Origin of the sequence: Streptomyces sp. Ru62 (genome assembly GCF_002920615.1) — a bacterium.
GTDB lineage: Bacteria > Actinomycetota > Actinomycetes > Streptomycetales > Streptomycetaceae > Streptomyces.
In genome coordinates this window covers 71,498-91,331 of the sequence record NZ_PQSU01000002.1, presented here as the reverse complement: position 1 = coordinate 91,331, position 19,834 = coordinate 71,498, and the positions used below count along the sequence as shown (strand labels likewise).

Genomic DNA, 19,834 nt, shown 5'->3' with positions numbered 1-19,834 from the left:
GGACGACGCAACTCTGGCACATCTTCGCAACGCCCGAACGCAGGGGTCCGCTAGGAGGCATTCGCCCACCTCATCGGGGAGGTCGCCCGTTTTCGCACGGCATCACCGGTGTGCACTGATTGCCACTCTTCGGTATGTTGCCGGGGTTTTTCCGTTGCCGGTGGGGCGCCGGCCCCGCGCTGTCACCTGTTCGGGGGCGGCCCCTCGATCGGGCGGCCGGGCACGCCGGGACGCTTCTGCCACGGGCGGGGCCCGGCCGGCGGCCGGTAGGCGACGCCGAGGGCGTCAAGTCGCCGGTAGTGGGCGGCCATCCGGCGTTCGAAACCGGCGTAGTCCCGGTCCGCGGGGGCCGGCAGCGGGCTCCAGGCGACCTCGGCGAAGGCGGCGAGCCGGGGGAAGGTCTGGTAGTCCACGCGCGCGGTGTCCTCCAGCACCTCGGTCCACACGTTGGCCTGGGTGCCCAGCACGTGCCGGGCCTCCTCGTCGGTGAGCCCGTCCGGCACGGGTTCAAAGCGGTAGACGTCCTCCAGGGTGCGCACGAAGCCGATCGGCACGGGCTCGTCCTCGCCCGGGGCCTGACGGTGGTCCAGGTACACGTACTGCTCGGGGCACATGACCACGTCGTGGCCGGCCCGCGCGGCGGCGACGCCGCCCCCGTAGCCGCGCCAGGAGGAGACGGCGGCGCCGGGCGCGAGGCCGCCCTCCAGGATCTCGTCCCAGCCGATGAGGCGGCGCCCGCGCGCGGCGAGCCAGGCGTCGAAGTGCCCGATGAACCAGGACTGCAACTCGTCCTCGTCACCGAGGCCGAGGTCGGCGATGCGGGTCTTCGCGGTGACGGACTCGGCCCACTGCTCCTTGCGGCACTCGTCGCCGCCGATGTGGACGAACTCCGAGAACGCGGCGGCGTCCGCGGGGAACAGCTCCAGGACCTCCTCGAACACCCCCTCGTAGAACCGCAGGGTGGCGTCGGTGGGAGCGAGGACGTTGGACGAGATGCCCCAGGTGTCCCAGACGGAGAGGGCGGTGGTGTCGACGACGTCGGTGTTGCCGAGTTCGGGGTACGCGGCGATGGCGGCCTGCGAGTGGCCCGGCACGTCGATCTCGGGGACGACGGCGATGTGCCGCTCGGCGGCGTAGGCGACGATCTCGCGAATGTCGTCCTGGGTGTAGTAACCACCGTGGGGTTTCTCCTCCCACAGCGGTGACGCCCGGTGGCCGAATTTCGTCCGCGCGCGCCAGGAGGCGATCTCGGTCAGCCGCGGATGGCGCTTGATCTCGATGCGCCAGCCCTGATCGTCCGTCAGGTGCAGGTGCAGCACGTTGAGTTTGTGCGCGGCCATCAGGTCCAGGTAGCGCAGCACGCCCTCCTTGGGCATGAAGTGCCGGGCGACGTCGAGGAGCAGCCCGCGCCAGCGGAACCGAGGGGCGTCCTCGATGACCTGCTGCGGGACGCCGAGGGTGGTGTCCGGGCGCACGGGGGCGCGCCGGAAGGCGTCGGGGCCGAGGAGTTGGCGCAGGGTCTGCGCGCCCCAGAACACTCCGGCGGGTCCGCCGCCGCGGATCTCCACGCCCTGGTCGGCGGCGGCGCCGAGCCGGTACGCCTCCGGTTCCAGCGTGTCGTCCAGCAGCAGCCGCAGGCCGTCGCGGGCGTCCCGCGGCCCGGGGCGCAGCGGCAGGCCCAGGGCCGCGCCGAGGGTGGCGCGCAGCCAGCGTTCGGTGCGCTCGGTGCCCGGACCGGCCCACAGCGTGGTGTCCGGGCCGAAGGGTACGGCGGACCCCTCCGGTCCCTCGATCGCGCGCGGCGCCGGAATCAGTTCCACGACATCAGCCCCTCCCGCGTTGCGTGTGACGCAACGCTCCTGTCGCCCTGCACAACGCGTGGCCCGTCGCCTCGAAGGCTAGGGACTGCGCCAGGGCCCCACAAGAGGTCTGGACCACTCGGCGGCCGGAGAACACGAAGATCCCCGGGACGCGCCTCGCGCGCCCCGGGGACCTCACCGTCCGCAGGCGGAAGGGGCGCGACCTACTTGTCGCCGCCCTTGCCCTCGTCGCCGCCGCTGCCCATGGACTCGTAGATCTCCTTGCACATGGGGCAGACGGGGTACTTCTTCGGGTCGCGGCCCGGCACCCAGACCTTGCCGCACAGCGCCACGACGGGGGTGCCGTCGAGGGCGCTCGCCATGATCTTGTCCTTCTGGACGTAGTGGGCGAAGCGCTCGTGGTCGCCGTCGCCGTGGGACACCTGTGGCGTCGGCTCTACGAGGGTCCCCGTACCAGTCCCGCGCTCGGGCTCAAGAGTGCTCATATCAGCAAGGGTACTGAAGCCCGCAGGCATCAGTTGAGCGAAGGGTCGTCCGGGTACGTGGCCACCATCGCCAGCTCGTTGCGCTGCCGGCGCAGCACCTCGCGCCAGAGTCTCTCCGGGGCCGGGGAGGAGACGTCGCCCGGCTCGGACTCGACGACGTACCAGGCGCCCTCCACCAGCTCGTCCTCCAGCTGGCCCGGGCCCCAGCCGGCGTATCCGGCGAAGATCCGCAGGGAGCCGACGACGGAGGCGAGCAGTTCCGGCGGGGCCTCCAGGTCGACCAGTCCGATGGCGCCGTGCACCCGCCGCCAGCCGAGCGGCGCGCCGTCCCCGTTCGCGCCGCCGGGGATGACCGCGACGCCGAGCGCCGAGTCCAGCGAGACGGGGCCGCCCTGGAAGACGACGCCGGGCTCACCGGCGAGGTCGGCCCAGTCCTCCAGGATGTCGCCGACGACCACCGGGGTGGGCCGGTTGAGGACGACACCGAGGGAGCCCTCCTCGTCGTGGTCGAGAAGGAGCACCACCGCACGGTCGAAGTTCGGGTCCGCCAGGGCGGGGGTGGCCACGAGCAGCCGCCCTGTGAGCGAGGACACCTCGGTCATGCCAGACATGATCCCGCATCTTCCCCCGGAGTGGGGAGCCAATCGGGGGCACGGGAGTGAAGGCAGCTCAGGGCGTACGGGAGCGACCCCGGCGCACGTCCCCGCGCCGGTGACCCCATGTGGCCGACAGGGAACGGTTCGTGTTGTGACACAGCTATGACGCGGCTGGGCGGTACTCGGACTTACGGGCGGGGGGTGATCGGCGATTACCCTGTCTTCCCGGCCCGTGCGCACAGTGATCGGCCGGCCCCTGACCAACTCATCGGAACGCGAGATTCATGACCGTCAACGACGATGTCCTGCTTGTCCACGGCGGAACCCCGCTGGAGGGCGAGATCCGTGTCCGCGGTGCGAAGAACCTCGTACCGAAGGCCATGGTCGCCGCCCTGCTGGGCAGCGAGCCGAGCCGACTGCGCAACGTTCCGGACATCCGTGACGTGCGGGTCGTCCGTGGCCTGCTCCAGCTGCACGGGGTGACGGTCCGTCCGGGCGAGGAGCCCGGCGAGCTGGTGCTGGACCCGACGCGGGTCGAGAGCGCCAACGTGGCTGACATCGATGCCCACGCGGGTTCCAGCCGCATCCCGATCCTCTTCTGCGGTCCGCTGCTGCACCGTCTCGGCCACGCCTTCATCCCGGGCCTCGGCGGCTGTGACATCGGCGGCCGGCCCATCGACTTCCACTTCGACGTGCTGCGGCAGTTCGGCGCGACCATCGAGAAGCGGGCCGACGGGCAGTACCTGGAGGCTCCGCAGCGGCTGCGCGGCACGAAGATCCGGCTGCCGTACCCGTCCGTGGGCGCCACCGAGCAGGTGCTGCTGACGGCCGTACTGGCCGAAGGCGTCACGGAGTTGTCCAACGCGGCCGTCGAGCCGGAGATCGAGGACCTCATCTGCGTGCTGCAGAAGATGGGCGCGATCATCGCGATGGACACCGACCGCACGATCCGCATCACGGGTGTGGACAAGCTCGGCGGTTACACCCACCGCGCCCTTCCGGACCGCCTGGAGGCCGCGTCCTGGGCCTCCGCGGCGCTCGCGACCAACGGCAACATCTACGTCCGCGGCGCCCAGCAGCGCTCGATGATGACGTTCCTGAACACCTACCGCAAGGTGGGCGGCGCCTTCGAGATCGACGACGAGGGCATCCGGTTCTGGCACCCGGGCGGCCAGTTGAAGTCCATCGCGCTGGAGACGGACGTGCACCCCGGTTTCCAGACCGACTGGCAGCAGCCGCTCGTGGTGGCCCTGACCCAGGCCACGGGCCTGTCCATCATCCACGAGACGGTCTACGAGTCCCGCCTCGGCTTCACCTCCGCGCTGAACCAGATGGGCGCCCACATCCAGCTCTACCGGGAGTGCCTGGGCGGCTCCGCCTGCCGCTTCGGCGCGCGCAACTTCCTGCACTCCGCGGTCGTCTCGGGCCCCACCAAGCTCCAGGGCGCCGACCTGGTCATCCCCGACCTGCGCGGCGGCTTCTCGTACCTCATCGCGGCCCTGGCGGCCGAGGGCACGTCCCGCGTCCACGGCATCGAACTGATCAACCGCGGCTACGAGAACTTCATGGAGAAGCTCGTGGAACTGGGAGCGAAGGTCGAGCTGCCCGGCAAGGCGCTCGGCTAGGCGTCACGCATGACGAAAGGGCGGCCTCCCGCGGAGGGGGGCCGCCCTTTCGACGTCTTGAGCGGTTCGCGCCCGAAGGGGCGCGGGGAACTGCGCGACCAGCCACGACCGGCCCGCAGTCACCCACGGCGCGTCATGCCACGGCGCTCCAGTGGACGGCGCCGAAGCGGAGCGCTTCCGCTTACTTGCCCTTCGCCGCTTCCTTGAGCTTCGAGCCCGCGGTGACCTTCACGCTGAAGCCGGCCGGGATGTTGATGGGCTCGCCGGTCTGCGGGTTGCGCGCGGTGCGAGCGGCACGGTGGGTGCGCTCGAAGGTCAGGAAGCCGGGGATGGTGACCTTCTCGTCGCCCTTGGCGACGATCTCGCCGACGGTCTCGGCGAACGCGGCCAGCACGGCGTCGGCGTCCTTGCGGGTCACCTCGGCACGGTCGGCCAGCGCGGCCACCAGCTCACTGCGGTTCATGTTGTTACTCCCGTGTTTTTCTTGCCGTTGGGGTGTGCCACGCGGCTGAGCCGCCCGAGGCACTGCGATGCCGATGCGCTCGCGCCCTTGGGGGTGCCCCCTGGAACGAAGTCCCGAAGGAGCATCCTGCCCCTACCTGCGGCGGGAAAGCCAATCCGGCACCCGTAGGAGTCGTGAGAACACCCTGGGGAGTCACACGAAAAGCGCCTGCTCGGCCGTCACCCTAGAGCGCGCCCGGCATCGCGGGGTTCCACGACGCGCCGGTGCGGGGGGCCGCCGTGGTGATGCTCACAGCCCCCTGCACATTACGGCACGCCCTGATCAGACGGTCGCCCCGGCGGCCTTGGCGGCCTCGCGGACCGCCCCGGCCACGGCGCCGGCGACCTTGTCGTTGAAGACGCTCGGGATGATGTAGTTCGGGTTCAGCTCGTCCTCCGTCACCACGTCGGCGAGGGCCTTCGCGGCGGCGAGCATCATCTCGGTGTTGACCGTGCGGGACTGGGCGTCCAGCAGGCCGCGGAAGACGCCAGGGAAGACCAGCACGTTGTTGATCTGGTTCGGGAAGTCGGAGCGGCCGGTGGCCACGACGGCCGCGGTCTGCCGGGCGATCGCCGGGTCGACCTCGGGGTCCGGGTTCGCGAGCGCGAACACGATGGCGCCCTCGGCCATGGCGGCCACGTCGGCGCCGTCCAGGACGTTCGGGGCGGAGACGCCGATGAAGACGTCGGCGCCGCGCACGGCCTCCTTCAGGGTGCCGGTGAGGCCCTCGGGGTTGGTGTTGTCGGCGATCCAACGCAGCGGCGAGTCGGCCGGGGCGTTCACCAGGTCCTCGCGGTCGGCGTGCACGATCCCGTGGATGTCGGCGACGACGGCGTTCTTCACGCCGGCGGCGATGAGCAGCTTGAGGATGGCCGTGCCGGCCGCGCCGGCGCCGGACATGACGACCCGGATGTTCTCGATCGCCTTGTTCGTGACCCGCAGGGCGTTGGTCAGCGCGGCGAGCACGACGATGGCGGTGCCGTGCTGGTCGTCGTGGAAGACGGGGATGTCGAGGGCCTCGCGCAGCCGGGCCTCGATCTCGAAGCAGCGCGGCGCGGAGATGTCCTCCAGGTTGATGCCGGCGAAGCCGGGGGCGATCGCCTTGACGATCTCCACGATCGCGTCGGTGTCCTGGGTGTCCAGGCAGATCGGCCAGGCGTCGATGCCGGCGAAGCGCTTGAAGAGGGCGGCCTTGCCCTCCATGACGGGCAGCGCGGCCTTGGGGCCGATGTTGCCGAGGCCGAGCACGGCGGAGCCGTCCGTCACGACCGCAACGGAGTTGCGCTTGATGGTGAGGCGACGGGCGTCCTCGGGGTTCTCGGCGATGGCCATGCAGACCCGGGCCACACCGGGCGTGTAGACCATGGACAGGTCGTCACGGTTGCGGATGGGGTGCTTCGACGCCATCTCGATCTTGCCGCCGAGGTGCATGAGGAACGTACGGTCCGAGACCTTGCCCAGGGTGACGCCCTCGATGCCGCGCAGCTTCTCGACGATCTCCTCGGCGTGGGCCGTGGAGGTGGCCGCGATGGTCACGTCGATGCGGAGCTTCTCGTGGCCGGACGCGGTGACGTCGAGGCCGGTCACCGAGCCTCCGGAGGACTCCACGGCGGTGGTGAGCTGCGAGACGGCGGTTCCGCTCGCGGGCACCTCCAGCCGGATCGTCATCGAGTAGGAGACGCTGGGCGCCGTTGCCATGGCCGACTTCCTCTGCTTTCACCGTGTCGCGGGTTGTGCCGTCCGATCGTCGCACCTACCGCTGAGTACGTGGTAGTCGCCCTGGGTTACGGACGTTGTGTTCACGCGGGGTGCCGCGACAGGCGCTGATTTCGGAAAACGAATTCCACCATACGAGATCCGATCAGTAGAGGAAAGAGGCGCGCGGGGCAAAGAAAGAGACCCACGTCACTGGGTGACGTGGGTCTCTCACACGTTCATGACACCGACCCGCCATGCTCGCCTCGCGGCAAGTGGTCCCTCTGAGGGACGAAGGTTGGGCCCGGGGGCTTGGATCGGGCCGGTGCCACACCAAGGCTAACAAACGGATCCCGTAAGGCCATTCCCGTACGGGAGGTTCAGTCCCTGAGGAGATCCGGGACCCCGGCCGCGTCCGGCTCGTCCCGCTCCCCCGAGACCACCGTGAGCTGCTGGGTGGCCCGGGTCAGCGCCACGTACAGCACGCGCAGGCCGGCCGGCGACTCGTCGGCGATCTCCGCGGGCGAGACCACGACCGTGGCGTCGTACTCCAGGCCCTTGGCCTCCAGGCTGCCGAGGGCCACCACCCGGTCGCCGAGCCCGGCCAGCCAGCGCCGGGCCTCCTCGCGCCGGTTCATCGCGACCACCACGCCGACCGTGCCGTCCACCAGCCCGAGCAGCCGCTCGGCCTCCGCGCGCACGGTCTTCTCCAGCGAGTCCCGTACGACGGTGAAGCGCGGCTGTACGCCGGTGGAGCGCACCGCCGACGGGGCCTCGGAGCCGGGCATGGCGAGCGCCAGCACCCTGGCGGCCAGCTCGGCGATCTCGGCCGGGTTGCGGTAGTTCACGGTGAGCTGGAAGCGGCGCCGGGGCCGGGTGCCGAGGGCCTCGTCGCGGGCCTCGCCCGCCTCGTCCGGGTCGGACCAGGAGGACTGCGCCGGATCGCCGACGACCGTCCAGGTGGCGTGCCGGCCGCGGCGGCCGACCATGCGCCACTGCATCGGCGTGAGGTCCTGCGCCTCGTCCACGATGACGTGCGCGTACTCGGTGCGCTCCTGCGCCAGCCGCTCGGCCCGCTCCCGCTGCGACTCCTCGCGCACCGGCATCAGCTCCTCCAGGCCGGTGAGCTGGTCCAGCGGGTCCAGCTCCCGCTTCCTGCGCGGCCGGGCCGGGGCGCCGAGGATCGCCTGGAGCTCGTCGAGCATGGCGATGTCGTGCACGGAGTACCCGTCCCGCCGGAGCGAGCGGGCGACCTTGCGGACCTCACCGGGGTTGAGGATCCTGCGGGCCCAGCGGCCGAGCCGCTTCTCGTCGGCCATGGCGGCGAGCACGGCCTTCGGGGTCAGCTCGGGCCACCACGCGTCGAGGAAGGCGATGAAGGAGTCCTCGCTCGTGATGTCCTCGTCGAAGGAGGAGCGCAGCTCGGCGGCCAGCTCCGGGTCGGTGTGCCGGGAGGCGGCGCCGGAGCGGTCCCACAGGGCGTCCAGGAGCAGCTTGCGGGCGCGCGGGCGGAGCAGGTTGACGGGCGCGGTGCCGCCGAGGGCGGTACGGCGGATGCGTCCCAGCTCGTCGGCCTCCAGTTCCAGGCGGCGCCCGAAGGCGACGACGCGCAGCCGGCCGGGCGGACCGGCGGCCGTGTCCTCCCCCGCGGCTTCCGCCGGAGCGGCCGGCCCCAGCTCCAGCGCGCCCCGGGCGGCCTTGCGCAGCACCTTCAGCATCCGGTACGAGCCCTTGGCACGGGCCACGGCCGGGGAGTCGTACAGCGTGGCCTCCGCGCCGTCGACCAGCGAGCCGATCGCGCGGATGGCGACCTGGCCCTCCTCGCCGAGCGAGGGCAGCACGCCCTCGGTGTAGGCGACGAGCAGCGGGGTCGGGGAGACGATGAGGATGCCGCCCGCGTAGCGTCTGCGGTCCTGGTAGAGCAGGTAGGCCGCGCGGTGCAGTGCGACGGCGGTCTTGCCGGTGCCCGGGCCGCCCTCCACGTAGGTGATGGAGGCCGCGGGGGCCCGGATGACCATGTCCTGCTCGGCCTGGATGGAGGAGACGATGTCCCGCATGGTGTGGCCGCGGGCCTGGCCGAGCGCGGCCATCAGGGCGCCGTCGCCGATGACGGGCAGCTGATCGCCGTCGAGGAAGGCCGTCAGCTCGGGCCGCATCAGGTCGTCCTCCACGCCGAGGACCCGGCGCCCCTTGGAGCGGATGACCCGGCGCCGCACCACCCGTCCCGGCTCCACGGGCGTGGCCCGGTAGAAGGGGGCGGCGGCGGGGGCGCGCCAGTCGATGACCAGCGGGGAGTAGTCCTCGTCCAGGACGCCGATACGGCCGATGTGCAGCGTCTCGGCGATGTCGGCGGTGTTGTCCGGCCGCACGGCCCCCTCGGCCGGCTCGACCGCCGTGTAGGCCCCGTCGGGCCCCTTCTTGCCGTCCTTGCCGAGCAGCAGGTCGATCCGCCCGAAGAGGAAGTCCTCGAACTCGTTGTTGAGCCGGTTCAGGTGGATACCGGCCCGGAAGACCTGCGCGTCCCGTTCGGCGAGCGCGCCCGGAGTGCCCACCTGGCCGCGCTTGGCCGCGTCGTGCATCAGGAACTCGGCCTCGTGGATCTTCTCCTCCAGGCGCTGGTACACCCGGTCCAGGTGTTCCTGCTCGACGCTGATCTCCCGGTCACGGACGGAATCGGGTGCGTCCTGTACCGAGCCGACCGCGGACTGCTGAACCTGAGCGGCCACCGGGCCCCCTTCTGACGTGCTGGGCAGCCGTCAACCGTACGCGAAGGGGGCCCGTCGAAGCTACGGGAGGTACTCCGGCGACCTCCCGGAAGACGGCGCCGACGGACCGAAGCCCGCGGGCCGTCGGCCCGGGGAGTCCCCGCGCATCACGACGACACGCCGGGCGCGGCTACGGCGCGGCATCCGCCCGCGATCCGCCGGGAGCCCGGGGGCGCGGACCGGGCGGGCGTCGGCGGCCCGGCGCACCCGTGGCCCGGCCCCGGCTGCCGCGGGCGTCACGCGTCCACCTGGACCAGCTTCTTGCCCTCGAACGTCACCACCTCGAAGTGGTCGATCTCGTTGGGCTGGAAGGCCGCGGCCCCGCCGATGTACAGCGGTTGCTTCGACTGCTCCGTCTTGGCGTCCGGGACGCCGTACCCCCAGTTCGGCACGGACCACGACGACATGGTCACGCGCTGCCCGTTCTTGGCGACGAGCACCAGGGAGCACTTCAGCGGGCCCTTGACGTTCTTCAGCTCCAGGACCGCCTGGGTGCCCCAGTCCTTCCCCGCCATGGCGACGGTCGCGCTGACGTGGGTCGACGCGTCCGTGGCCGACTTCTTGTCGGACATGGTCCGGAAGGTCGCCTGGGCCGGCGTCGCGGTGACCTGCCCGCCCCCGTCCGAGCCGCCGTTCACCGCCACCGCGGCCAGCGGCCCGGCGATGATCAGCGCGGCGGCCGCCGCGATCATGTACATGCTGCGCCGGCGCTTCCGAGCCCGCCGTTCGGCGACCTCGTCCACCAGCTTCTCCACCACCCGCGGGCTGGGCCTGGCGGACAGCGACTCGCCGATCGCGGGCGTGCTGCCGGTGCCCGGCAGGTCCGCGAGCGCGGCCAGCATCGGCTCCATCCCGGCCAGCTCGTCCAGTTGCTGGGCGCACCACTCGCAGCCGGCGAGATGGGCCTCGAAAGCGGTTGCCTCGGCATCGTCGAGAATGCCGAGGGCGTAGGCGCCGACGGTCTCGTGCTCGCTCGGCACCGAAGATCCCTGACTGGGGCTCATGGGCCCAGACATACCCGGACCACCCGGTCCGAATCCCTGCATCCCCCCGTACCCGCTGCTCATCACGCCGTCACCCCCCGCTCCTCCAGTGCCAGCTTCATCGACCGCAGGGCGTAGAACACCCGGGAACGGACAGTTCCGCTGGGTATGCCCAGTGTTTCCGCCGCCTCATTGACGGTACGCCCCTTGAAGTACGTCTCGACGAGCACCTCCCGGTGGGCCGGGGTCAGGTCGTCGAGCGCGTCCGACAGCGTCATCAGCCACAGCGCCTTGTCGATCTCGTCCTCCGCGGGGATGACCTCCAGCGGCGACGGATCGACCTCCTGCGGCCGGGCCTGCCGGCTGCGGTGGCCGTCGATGACGATGCGGCGCGCGACCGTCACCAGCCAGGGGCGTACCGAACCGGTCGCCCGATTGAGCTGACCGGCGTTCTTCCAGGCACGGATGAGCGTTTCCTGCACGACGTCCTCGGCGCGCTGCCGGTCACCGGCGACCAGCCGCAGGACATACGCGAGCAGAGGTCCGGCGTGCTCCCGGTACAGGGCACGCATCAGCTCCTCATCCGGCTCCGAGGGCTGTGAGGACATGCGATGTCGGGCCCTCGCTCCACGTTCATTGGCCACGGCCGCATCCTTGCGCACGCCCACCTCCGGTGTCCGGGGGTTCCCCCAGTCGGTCGCTCGCCCACCCGTACGGACGGGGGCGGCCCGGTGTTCAAACCCGAGTGACAGATTTCTTGAGGCTGACGTGACGAGCGGGACATGCGCGCACATTCCCACCGCGCGATCTTCACATCTCCGACACGCAGGCGAGCCCGCCGCGCGATTCCCGTGTACCGGCCATCCAAACCCGGTGTTGCAGAAATCACTCCGGGCTCAGGCGCGCGCCAGCGCCGCCCGCCGCCGGTGCCGGGCGACCCGCTCCCGGTTCCCGCACGCCTCGCTGGAACACCAGCGTCGGCGCCGGCCGCGGGAGGTGTCCAGGTACACGAGCGGGCAGTCGTCCCCCTCGCACTCCCGTACGGCGGCCCGCGCGACGGGGTCGGTGAGCAACTCCACGGCGTCCCGGGCGACGAGGGCGAGCAGGGCCGCGAGGCCGGGCGGCCCGGCCAACTCCCGCACGAGCCCGCCGCCTTCCGTGGGTACGGCGACGGGCGCGGGGGTCGCTCCGAGGGCGAGCTCGTTCACGCGCCCGAGCGCCCGCCCGTACGACGACGCGTCCCCGGGACCCGGCCCGCGCACCAACACCCGCACGCATCCGCGCAGTTCCCGGAACCCGGCCGGCCAGGAGGCGTCGGCGTGACCGAGCGCCGTACCGTCGGGCACGAGCCCCGCGCTCCCGATCCACGCGCACAACGCGCCGACGCCGTCCAGCCGTTCGCCCGGATGCGTGGTGGCGAGGAGGTCCAGGCACACCCGCCCGGCGTCGAACCGCGGCGCGTACACGGAGGGGGCGCTACCGAGTGCCATGTGCCAGTCACCGCCTGGGCAGGAACCGTGCGGGGGTCTCTCCCACAGTGCCCGCGCGGAGGAGACACCGGAACCCCTCGCGCCACGCCCGCGGTGGGATCCCGGGGGAATCCGGGGGCCGGCGTCCCGCCTCACCGGCCCTTCCCCGGCCGAGTGAGAGCAACGTTCCCTTCCGGTCACCCACAGCCACAGGCCGGAAACGCGTCCTCCCTACCTTCGGGCTGAGTCAGTGGTCGGCAGACCGAGCAGCCGGAGCACCGTGGAGGCGTGATGACAGGCCCAGCCCCAACCCGTCGCAGTGGCCGCTGGATCGAGCGCTGGGATCCGGAGGACGAGGCGTTCTGGCAGGCGACCGGGGAGCGGATCGCCCGCCGGAACCTCTGGTTCTCCGTCCTCTCCGAGCACATCGGCTTCTCCGTCTGGACCCTGTGGTCGGTCCTGGTCCTGTTCATGGGCCCGGAGTACGGCCTCACACCCGCCGACAAGTTCCTGCTGACGTCGGTGGTCACGCTGGTCGGCGCGGTGGTCCGGGTGCCGTACACCTTCGCCGTGGCCGTCTTCGGCGGCCGCAACTGGACGATCATCTCGGCGAGCCTGCTGCTGATCCCGACCGTCGCCGCGTTCGTGGTGATGGAGCCGGGGACGTCGTACTCCACCTTCCTCCTGGTGGGCCTGCTGGCAGGCATCGGCGGCGGCAACTTCGCCTCCTCCATGACCAACATCAACGCCTTCTTCCCGCTCAGGAAGAAGGGCTGGGCGCTCGGCCTCAACGCGGGCGGCGGCAACATCGGCGTCCCCGTCATCCAGCTCGCCGCCCTCGCCATCATCGGCGCGAGCGGCGGCCCGCGCGTGCTGCTCGGCATCTACATCCCGCTGATCGTCGTGGCCGCCGTGCTCGCCGCGCTGTTCATGGACAACCTGTCCTCGGTGAAGAACGACACCGGAGCGGCCAAGGACGCCGCCCGGGACGCCCACACCTGGATCATGTCCCTGCTCTACATCGGCACCTTCGGCTCCTTCATCGGCTACAGCTTCGCCTTCGGCCAGGTGCTGACGAACGGGTTCGGCCGGACGCCCCTCCAGGCCGCGTACCTCACCTTCATCGGCCCGCTGCTCGGCTCCCTCATCCGCCCCCTCGGCGGCTGGCTCGCCGACCGCTACGGCGGCGCCCGCATCACCTTGTGGAACTACGTCGGCATGGCCGCCGCCACCGCCGTGCTCATCGTGGCCAGCATGCAGAAGTCGCTGCCGCTGTTCGTGTCGGTCTTCGTCGTCCTGTTCGTGCTCAGCGGACTCGGCAACGGCTCGACGTTCAAGATGATCCCCGGCATCTTCCAGGCCAAGGCGCTGGCCAAGGGCCTGGAGGGCGAGGCGGCGGTCGCCCACGGCCGGCGGCTGTCCGGCGCGTCCATGGGACTGATCGGCGCGGTCGGCGCGCTCGGCGGCGTGGGCATCAACATGGCCTTCCGCCAGTCCTTCCTCTCCTACGGCTCCGGCACGGGCGCGTTCGTCGCCTTCCTCGTCTACTACGGCGTCTGCTTCGCGGTCACCTGGGCCGTATACCTTCGTCGTACGGCGGCGCGGGTTCCGGCCGCGACTGCCGCATCGGAGGCGAAGTCCCAGCTCAGCTATGCCGAGGTGTGACGTAACACCGGCGACATCGGGCCGAACCGAGCCTGTCACGCATCGTTGACAGGCTCGATCGGCGTGCCGGTCAGCTAGGAGAGCCCATGTACGACGAAGAGCAGCACCCCGAGCACGGCCCCCTCGCCGGGTTCACCGTGGGCGTCACCGCCGCGCGCCGGGCCGAGGAGCTGGGCGCCCTGCTCCAGCGGCGCGGCGCCACCGTTCTGCACGCCCCCGCCCTGCGGATCGTGCCGCTCGCGGACGACGGCGAACTGCTCGCCGCCACGAAGGAGATCATCGACCAGGTGCCGGACGTCGTGGTCGCCACCACGGCGATCGGCTTCCGGGGCTGGGTCGAGGCCGCCGACGGCTGGGGCCTCGGCGAACAGCTGCTGGGCCGGCTGAGCGGGGTCCGCCTGCTGGCCCGCGGCCCCAAGGTGAAGGGCGCGATCCGCGCGGCGGGGCTCACCGAGGAATGGTCACCCTCCTCGGAATCCCTGGCCGAGGTGCTGGACCGCCTCCTGGAGGAGGGCGTCGACGGCGACCGCGTCGCCGTGCAGCTCCACGGCGAGCCGCTCCCCGGCTTCGTGGAGTCGCTGCGGGCCGCCGGGGCGGAAGTGGTGCCCGTCCCGGTGTACCGCTGGATGCCGCCCGAGGACCTCAGCCCGCTCGACCGCCTCCTGGACGCGGCCGTCACCCGTGGCGTGGACGCCCTCACCTTCACCAGCGCCCCCGCCGCGGCCTCCCTCCTGTCCCGCGCGGAGGACCGCGGCCTGCTGGACGACCTGCTGGCCGCCCTGGCCCACGACGTCCTCCCGGCCTGCGTCGGCCCGGTCACCGCGATCCCGCTCCAGGCCCGCGGGGTGGACACCGTCCAGCCGGAACGCTTCCGCCTCGGCCCGCTGGTCCAGCTCCTCTGCCAGGAACTCCCGGCCCGCGCCCGCTCCCTGCCCATCGCCGGGCACCGGGTGGAGATCCGCGGCCACGCGGTCCTGGTCGACGGCGACCTCAAGCCGGTCCCCCCGGCCGGCATGTCCCTCCTGCGCGCCCTGGCCCGCCGCCCCGGCTGGGTCGTCCCCCGCGCCGACCTCCTGCGCGCCCTCCCCGGCGCGGGCCGCGACGAACACGCCGTCGAGACGGCGATGGCCCGCCTCCGCACGGCCCTCGGCGCACCGAAGCTGATCCAGACGGTGGTGAAGCGGGGCTACCGCCTGGCCCTGGACCCGGCGGCGGACGCGAAGTACGCGGACGCGTGAGCCGGCGTCCGGGCGCTGTTCACAAGTAGGTGGCCTGGTGGACGTAGAGGCACTCGTGCCGCGGGACGATCAGATAGAGGAAGAACCCACCGGGCACGTGCGAGACGTTCCCCTTCGGGCCCGCCTCCTGGTACGAGGCACCGTCGAGGTAGAACGCCGCGGCCGCGCGGACCAGTTCGTCGGCCTGCTTCTCGACCTCGGCCACGAAGGCCGGTGGAGCGCCGCCGATGACGTACGCCTCGTCCGGGTCGTACTCCCACCGCCACGTCACGCGGACACCGCCTGCCGGGCCTCAGCCTCGACCGCGCGCAGTTCCGCCATCGCCGTGCGGAACTCGGGGTCGTCCCGGCTGCCGGCGTTGTGCACGGCGACGAGGGCGGCCTGGTAGCGGGAGCGCAGGTCGGGCCGCCGCTCGATCTCCACCTGTGCCTGCCAGTAAGCGAGCCAGTACTGAAGGTGGCCGATCTTGCCGTCCTGGAGGGCGGCCCCCAGGGCCTGCTCCTTGTGCTGTTCCATTTCGCCAAGGCGGTGCGGGGCGATGCGCGCCAGCGCGATTCGAACCGCCGCCGGGGTGCCCTCGGGGCGCGGGATCAGCTCGTGACTGTGGTTCGGTTGTGTGGTCACGCCGCGGCTCCTCCGTGCGCACGTGCTCGGCTTCCTGCACCCCACCGTACTGGCCATCACGGACAGCGACCTGGCATCCGGCGCGGGCGTACCCCGCCCACCTCGAACCACAGCAGCTTGCCGGCGCCCCGGTCCAGCGGGCTGTCGGCCAGGGACAGGCCGCCCCAGGAGTCGGCGTACTCCTGCACGAGGTGCAGCCCGCGCCCCTCTTCGGCGTCCAGCGGAGGCACCGGGACGCGGTCCCAGGGCGGCTGCCCGAAAGGCGCCGGGATGCGCGGGTGACTGTCCCAGACGCCGACCCGCAGCCGGCCGTCCGCGAGGGCGGTGAGCCGGAGGGAGGTGGGGCCGGTGGTGTGCCGGTAGGCGTTGCCGACCAGCTCGGACGTCAGCAGTTCCACGGTGTCCAGGACTTCGTGTCTGTCGTGCCCGCTGAGCACGGCCCGTACGGTCATACGTGCGACGCGTGCCGCGCGGGGATCATGCGGCAGCCGAAGGGCGTACACCCAGGTGTCGGGCAGGGATACGGTGCCCATGAAGACCTCCGGTGAGAGAAGGGAACGGGCTCGCTCAACTGGTCGCGCCGGGCGGTGGCTTTGCCTGTGTCAGGTGCGCTTCCGGCTTGTGGGCTCGGGGAGTTGAGGGGTACGTCGTAACCGTAGGGCAAGTGGTTAGATGCATCTAACGAAACTGGCTAGATGTGTCCATACTTCACTCTTGTGAGGGAGCGCAACGCCGCTTCGCGGCCGGGAAGGAGACGTCGTGCCGCCCACCAACAGCCCTACGCTGCGGCAGCGAAGGCTGGGCGCAGAGCTGCGAAAACTTCGGGAGCGGGCGGGACTCACCGCCACCGGTGCCGCCGAACTGCTCGGCGTCAACCAGTCGCGTGTCAGCATGATCGAAACCGGCCGCACGCCCATCAGCGCGGACCGGCTGCGCTCCATGGCTCACGTCTACGACTGCTCGGACGAAGCGCTCATCGATGCCCTCGCCGCGATGACGGGACGACGCACCCGTGGCTGGTGGGAGGAGTACCGCGAACACCTGCCTGCCGCGCTGGTCGACCTGGCCGAACTGGAGCACCACGCCTCCGCGTTGAGGGTGGCGCTCATGATCCATATCCCGGCACTTCTGCAGACCACCGACCACGCCCGCGCCATCTTGCAGTCGGCAGCACCGCCCATGCGGCAGTACGAGATCGAACACCGCCTCACACACCGCATGAAACGGCAGGGCGTGCTGCACAGGACGGATCCCCCGCCGTACACGGCGATCATCCACGAATCGGCGCTCCACATGAACTTCGGTGGCCCGGCCGTGGCCCGGGGGCAGCTCAAGCATCTGCTCGACATGAGCGAACTCCCGCACGTCACCGTTCGCGTCATCACCTTCGGAGCGGACGACTTCCCGACCACCGGCCAGCCCTTCGACTATGTCGAGGGCCCCGTCCCACAGCTCGACACCGTTCAGCTGGACTCGCATCACGGCGCCTGTGAATTCATCGACGCCGAGGCTCCGCTGAACAAGTACCGGGCAGTGCTGAACCGGATGGAGTCCTGCGCGCTCGGTCCCGCCGAGACGCGTGACTTCATCCATCACCGCATCCAGAACCTGTAAGGAGAAACCATGCCGACCCTCCACTGGCGGAAGTCCACCTACAGCTCCGACGGCTCGAACTGCGTGGAGATAGCCACCACCCCCACCGCCGTCCACATCCGCGACTCCAAGACCCCCATCGCCCGCCACCTCACCCTCACCCCCTCCACTTGGGCGGACTTCCTTCCCTACCTCCGAGCGGACAAAGGCTCTGGAACTCCTCAAGTGGTTTGAAAAGGGCGGCTCCTCGCGTCCACCCTGGCCGTATGAAGGGACTCGCGGGATTCGGCAAGAAGCAAGACCTCGTGCTGGTCATCCGGGACTCGGACCTGGTCGTGGCGGCGCTGCGGGAGGCGTTGGACCGGGCCCCGGAGGAGGAGCGGGCGGGGCTGGAGCGGGCCGTCGCGCTCGTCGGGGCCACCGCCGGTGCCAGTGAGGGACGGCTGCGGGCCGACTGGGTCCGCGCCAGGCTCGCCGACGTCGGGTTCACCGGGGACCTCGCCTCCGTCGCCGCCGTGAAGGCGCTGCGCCAGGCCGAGCCGGGTCTGAGCCTGCTGGCGGCGGTGCAGTTGCAGAAGGACGCCGTGACCCATCGGGAGTAGTCGGTCAGCCGGCCGGGGTCGCCTCCGGGACCGGGGGCCGCTCGGTCGGCGGTGCCGCCACCCCGCCCGTGCGGCGGAGTTTCTGCCAGCGCAGTCGGCCGCCGGTGAGGGCGGTGATCCAGGACTGGAGCAGGACGACGTACATCAGCTGGCGGTAGAGGAGCTGCTGGAGGGGGAGGGAGAACAGCGGGGTGAGGCGTTCGCGGTCCAGGTGGAAGGCGTACGCCGCGCAGAGCGCCTGGACGGCCAGGACCGCGCACCAGGCCAGGACCGTCTTGGCCGTCGGGCCGAAGACCAGCCCGTAGACCAGGAAGAGGTCGATCAGGGGGGCCAGGAGCGGGGCCACGACCATGAAGAGCGAGACGAGGGGCAGGCCCACACGGCCGAAGCGGCCCGACGGCCCCCGGTCGAACAGTGCGCCGCGGTGCTTCCAGATGGCCTGCATGGTGCCGTACGACCAGCGGTACCGCTGGGACCACAGCTGCTGGACCGACTCGGGCGCCTCCGTCCAGGCGCGGGCCTTCTCGGCGTACACCACGCGCCAGCCGTCGCGGTGCAGGGCCATCGTGACGTCGGTGTCCTCGGCGAGGGTGTCGTCGCTCATGCCGCCGACCCGTTGCAGAGCCGAGCGGCGGAACGCCCCGACCGCACCCGGGATCGTCGGCATGCAGCGCAGGATGTCGTACATGCGGCGGTCGAGGTTGAAGCCCATCACGTACTCGATGTGCTGCCACGCGCCGATGAGCCGGTTCTTGTTGCCGACCTTGGCGTTGCCGGCGACGGCGCCGACGCGCGGGTCGGCGAAGGGCTGGACGAGTTCCCTGACGGTGGCCGGTTCGAAGACGGTGTCGCCGTCCATCATCACGACCAGCTCGTGACGGGCGTTCGCCAGGCCCCGGTTGAGCGCGGCCGGCTTGCCCGCGTTGGCCTGGCGGATCACCCGTACGTCCGGCAGGTCCAGCGCCTGGACGATGTCGGCCGTGCCGTCCGCCGAGCCGTCGTCGATGACCAGCACTTCGATGGGGTGCTCGCTGCGCATGAGCGAACGGACCGTGTTCTCGATGCACTTGGCCTCGTTGTACGCCGGCACCAGCACCGACACCGGCTCGGTCACCGGCTCCTCGCCCCAGCGGAAGCCGGGGCGCCGGGTGCGGCGGGCGTGCGCGCCGGACAGCAGCAGCATCAGGCCGAAGCGGGCGAAGACGAGGCAGCCGACGACGGCGAGACCGGCGACGAGGACCGTGGTGATGTTGTCGGACGCCTTCACCAGGAAGATCCAGGCCTTGCCCTTCCACAGGTCGACCCCGGTGACCCGGGTGTCGGCGCTCGGCGCCCGCAGGGCCGCGGTGAGGGTCTGGAAGGTGTAGCCCCGCTGCTGGAGCCGGGGCAGGAGCTGGTCGAGCGCCTGGACGGTCTGGTGCCGGTCGCCGCCCGAGTCGTGCATGAGGACGACCGCGCCCCGGCCGCCGTGGGGCGTGGCGTTGAGGATGATCCGCTCGACACCCGGCTTGCGCCAGTCCTCGCTGTCGGTGTCGTCCACGACCGTGAGGTAGCCCCGGCTGCCGATGTACCGCGTCACCGGCCAGGACCGGTTGTCGATCGCGTTGGCGGAGGAGGAGTACGGCGGCCGGAACAGCGAGCTGCGGATTCCGGCCGCGCCGGCGAGCGCGAGCTGGTTCTGCGACAGCTCCCAGTCGATGCGCTTCGTGGAGTGGTACGACAGGTCCGGGTGGCCGAAGGTGTGCAGGCCGACCTCGTGGCCCTCGGCGACCATGCGCCGTACCAGCTCGGGGTGGCGGGAGGTCATGGTGCCGGTGACGAAGAAGACCGCGTGCGCGTGGTGCTTCTTCAGCACGTCGAGCACCTTCGGGGTCCAGGTCGGGTCGGGGCCGTCGTCGAAGGTGAGGACGATGCGGTGGTCGGGTATGCGCAGGCTGTCGCTGCGGCCGTCGCGCGTGTCGATGACCGGACCGCCGTCCAGGATGCGCTGCGGAACCCTGTCGTTCGCCGCCGAAGGCCGGATGCGGTGGTCGGCGAGGATCTCGTTGTGCACGTAGCCGCGCAGCATGAGCATCGCCAGGGTCGCCACCAGGACCAGGAGGGGGAGCAGGTAGCGCAGCGGCAGCCGGGTACGGCGGCGGGGGTGTGAGGCCATCTGGGGGTGTTCCGCCT

19 protein-coding genes are annotated in these 19,834 nt (G+C 71.3%); 6 read left to right on the top strand and 13 right to left on the bottom strand.

The features are described from left to right. Nucleotides 1–182: 182 nt before the first annotated feature. The 3 genes from C3492_RS02810 to C3492_RS02800 all read right to left on the bottom strand — a co-directional run bounded on the left by C3492_RS02810 (nucleotide 183) and on the right by C3492_RS02800 (nucleotide 2,907). Nucleotides 183–1,820, bottom strand: coding sequence for a beta-N-acetylhexosaminidase (locus tag C3492_RS02810; protein ID WP_103810104.1), 1,638 nt, complete (start codon nucleotides 1,818–1,820; stop codon nucleotides 183–185). 203 nt (nucleotides 1,821–2,023) lie between these two features. After that, complete coding sequence (locus C3492_RS02805; RefSeq protein WP_030651613.1) at nucleotides 2,024–2,305, bottom strand: DUF3039 domain-containing protein; 282 nt, start codon at nucleotides 2,303–2,305, stop codon at nucleotides 2,024–2,026. A gap of 29 nt (nucleotides 2,306–2,334) precedes the next feature. Then, nucleotides 2,335–2,907, bottom strand: coding sequence for a YqgE/AlgH family protein (locus C3492_RS02800; protein ID WP_181140167.1), 573 nt, complete (start codon nucleotides 2,905–2,907; stop codon nucleotides 2,335–2,337). Between the two features lie 278 nt (nucleotides 2,908–3,185). On the opposite strand from C3492_RS02800, the gene murA reads away from it, so the two are divergent. Further along, nucleotides 3,186–4,526 carry a UDP-N-acetylglucosamine 1-carboxyvinyltransferase gene (murA, locus tag C3492_RS02795; RefSeq protein ID WP_103810102.1) on the top strand — a complete coding sequence of 447 codons (1,341 nt, stop codon included), beginning with the start codon at nucleotides 3,186–3,188 and terminating at the stop codon, nucleotides 4,524–4,526. Between the two features lie 181 nt (nucleotides 4,527–4,707). On the opposite strand, the gene C3492_RS02790 is transcribed toward murA, so the two are convergent. The 6 genes from C3492_RS02790 to C3492_RS02765 form a co-directional block, all read right to left on the bottom strand. Then, a complete protein-coding gene (locus C3492_RS02790; RefSeq protein ID WP_014673024.1) occupies nucleotides 4,708–4,989 on the bottom strand; it encodes an HU family DNA-binding protein in 282 nt (93 codons plus the stop codon). Nucleotides 4,990–5,310: 321 nt separating this feature from the next. Then, complete coding sequence (locus C3492_RS02785) at nucleotides 5,311–6,726, bottom strand: NAD-dependent malic enzyme (RefSeq protein WP_103810101.1); 1,416 nt, start codon at nucleotides 6,724–6,726, stop codon at nucleotides 5,311–5,313. Nucleotides 6,727–7,103: 377 nt separating this feature from the next. Beyond that, nucleotides 7,104–9,449: a UvrD-helicase domain-containing protein gene (locus tag C3492_RS02780; RefSeq protein WP_103810100.1), complete on the bottom strand. Its 2,346-nt coding sequence runs from the start codon at nucleotides 9,447–9,449 to the stop codon at nucleotides 7,104–7,106. A gap of 275 nt (nucleotides 9,450–9,724) precedes the next feature. Further along, entirely contained in the window at nucleotides 9,725–10,492 is a 768-nt protein-coding gene (locus C3492_RS02775; RefSeq protein WP_181140166.1) for an anti-sigma factor, read from the bottom strand. A gap of 62 nt (nucleotides 10,493–10,554) precedes the next feature. Continuing rightward, on the bottom strand, nucleotides 10,555–11,139 hold the full coding sequence (locus C3492_RS02770) for a sigma-70 family RNA polymerase sigma factor (protein WP_009188888.1): 585 nt from the start codon (nucleotides 11,137–11,139) through the stop codon (nucleotides 10,555–10,557). A 228-nt stretch (nucleotides 11,140–11,367) separates the two neighbouring features. Beyond that, nucleotides 11,368–11,961, bottom strand: coding sequence for an ABATE domain-containing protein (locus C3492_RS02765; protein ID WP_103810098.1), 594 nt, complete (start codon nucleotides 11,959–11,961; stop codon nucleotides 11,368–11,370). A gap of 270 nt (nucleotides 11,962–12,231) precedes the next feature. On the opposite strand from C3492_RS02765, the gene C3492_RS02760 reads away from it, so the two are divergent. Next, nucleotides 12,232–13,605, top strand: coding sequence for a NarK/NasA family nitrate transporter (locus C3492_RS02760; protein WP_103810097.1), 1,374 nt, complete (start codon nucleotides 12,232–12,234; stop codon nucleotides 13,603–13,605). Between the two features lie 86 nt (nucleotides 13,606–13,691). Further along, nucleotides 13,692–14,843 (top strand): uroporphyrinogen-III synthase, encoded by a 1,152-nt coding sequence (locus C3492_RS02755; RefSeq protein ID WP_103810096.1) that lies wholly within the window; start codon nucleotides 13,692–13,694, stop codon nucleotides 14,841–14,843. Between the two features lie 19 nt (nucleotides 14,844–14,862). Here C3492_RS02755 and C3492_RS02750 read toward each other — a convergent pair whose 3' ends face one another. The 3 genes from C3492_RS02750 to C3492_RS02740 are packed head-to-tail and all read right to left on the bottom strand — an operon-like array spanning nucleotide 14,863 to nucleotide 16,000. After that, nucleotides 14,863–15,114 (bottom strand): hypothetical protein, encoded by a 252-nt coding sequence (locus tag C3492_RS02750; RefSeq protein WP_103810095.1) that lies wholly within the window; start codon nucleotides 15,112–15,114, stop codon nucleotides 14,863–14,865. Beyond that, a complete protein-coding gene (locus C3492_RS02745) occupies nucleotides 15,111–15,467 on the bottom strand; it encodes a hypothetical protein (protein ID WP_103810094.1) in 357 nt (118 codons plus the stop codon). Before C3492_RS02745 ends, C3492_RS02750 begins: the two co-directional genes overlap by 4 nt. A gap of 56 nt (nucleotides 15,468–15,523) precedes the next feature. Beyond that, entirely contained in the window at nucleotides 15,524–16,000 is a 477-nt protein-coding gene (locus C3492_RS02740; protein WP_103810093.1) for an ATP-binding protein, read from the bottom strand. 226 nt (nucleotides 16,001–16,226) lie between these two features. On the opposite strand from C3492_RS02740, the gene C3492_RS02735 reads away from it, so the two are divergent. Genes C3492_RS02735 through C3492_RS02725 form a run of 3 tightly spaced genes read left to right on the top strand, consistent with a single transcriptional unit; the run spans nucleotide 16,227 to nucleotide 17,662 of the window. After that, entirely contained in the window at nucleotides 16,227–17,081 is an 855-nt protein-coding gene (locus C3492_RS02735) for a helix-turn-helix transcriptional regulator (protein ID WP_103810092.1), read from the top strand. A 9-nt stretch (nucleotides 17,082–17,090) separates the two neighbouring features. Beyond that, nucleotides 17,091–17,294, top strand: a complete 204-nt coding sequence (locus C3492_RS02730) for a DUF397 domain-containing protein (protein ID WP_103810091.1) — start codon at nucleotides 17,091–17,093, stop codon at nucleotides 17,292–17,294. Between the two features lie 32 nt (nucleotides 17,295–17,326). Next, complete coding sequence (locus C3492_RS02725) at nucleotides 17,327–17,662, top strand: hypothetical protein (protein ID WP_103810090.1); 336 nt, start codon at nucleotides 17,327–17,329, stop codon at nucleotides 17,660–17,662. A gap of 4 nt (nucleotides 17,663–17,666) precedes the next feature. On the opposite strand, the gene C3492_RS02720 is transcribed toward C3492_RS02725, so the two are convergent. After that, the gene (locus C3492_RS02720; protein ID WP_103810089.1) at nucleotides 17,667–19,817 is read right to left on the bottom strand and encodes a bifunctional polysaccharide deacetylase/glycosyltransferase family 2 protein; all 2,151 of its coding nucleotides are present in this window, start codon (nucleotides 19,815–19,817) and stop codon (nucleotides 17,667–17,669) included. Between the last annotated feature and the right edge of the window lie 17 nt (nucleotides 19,818–19,834).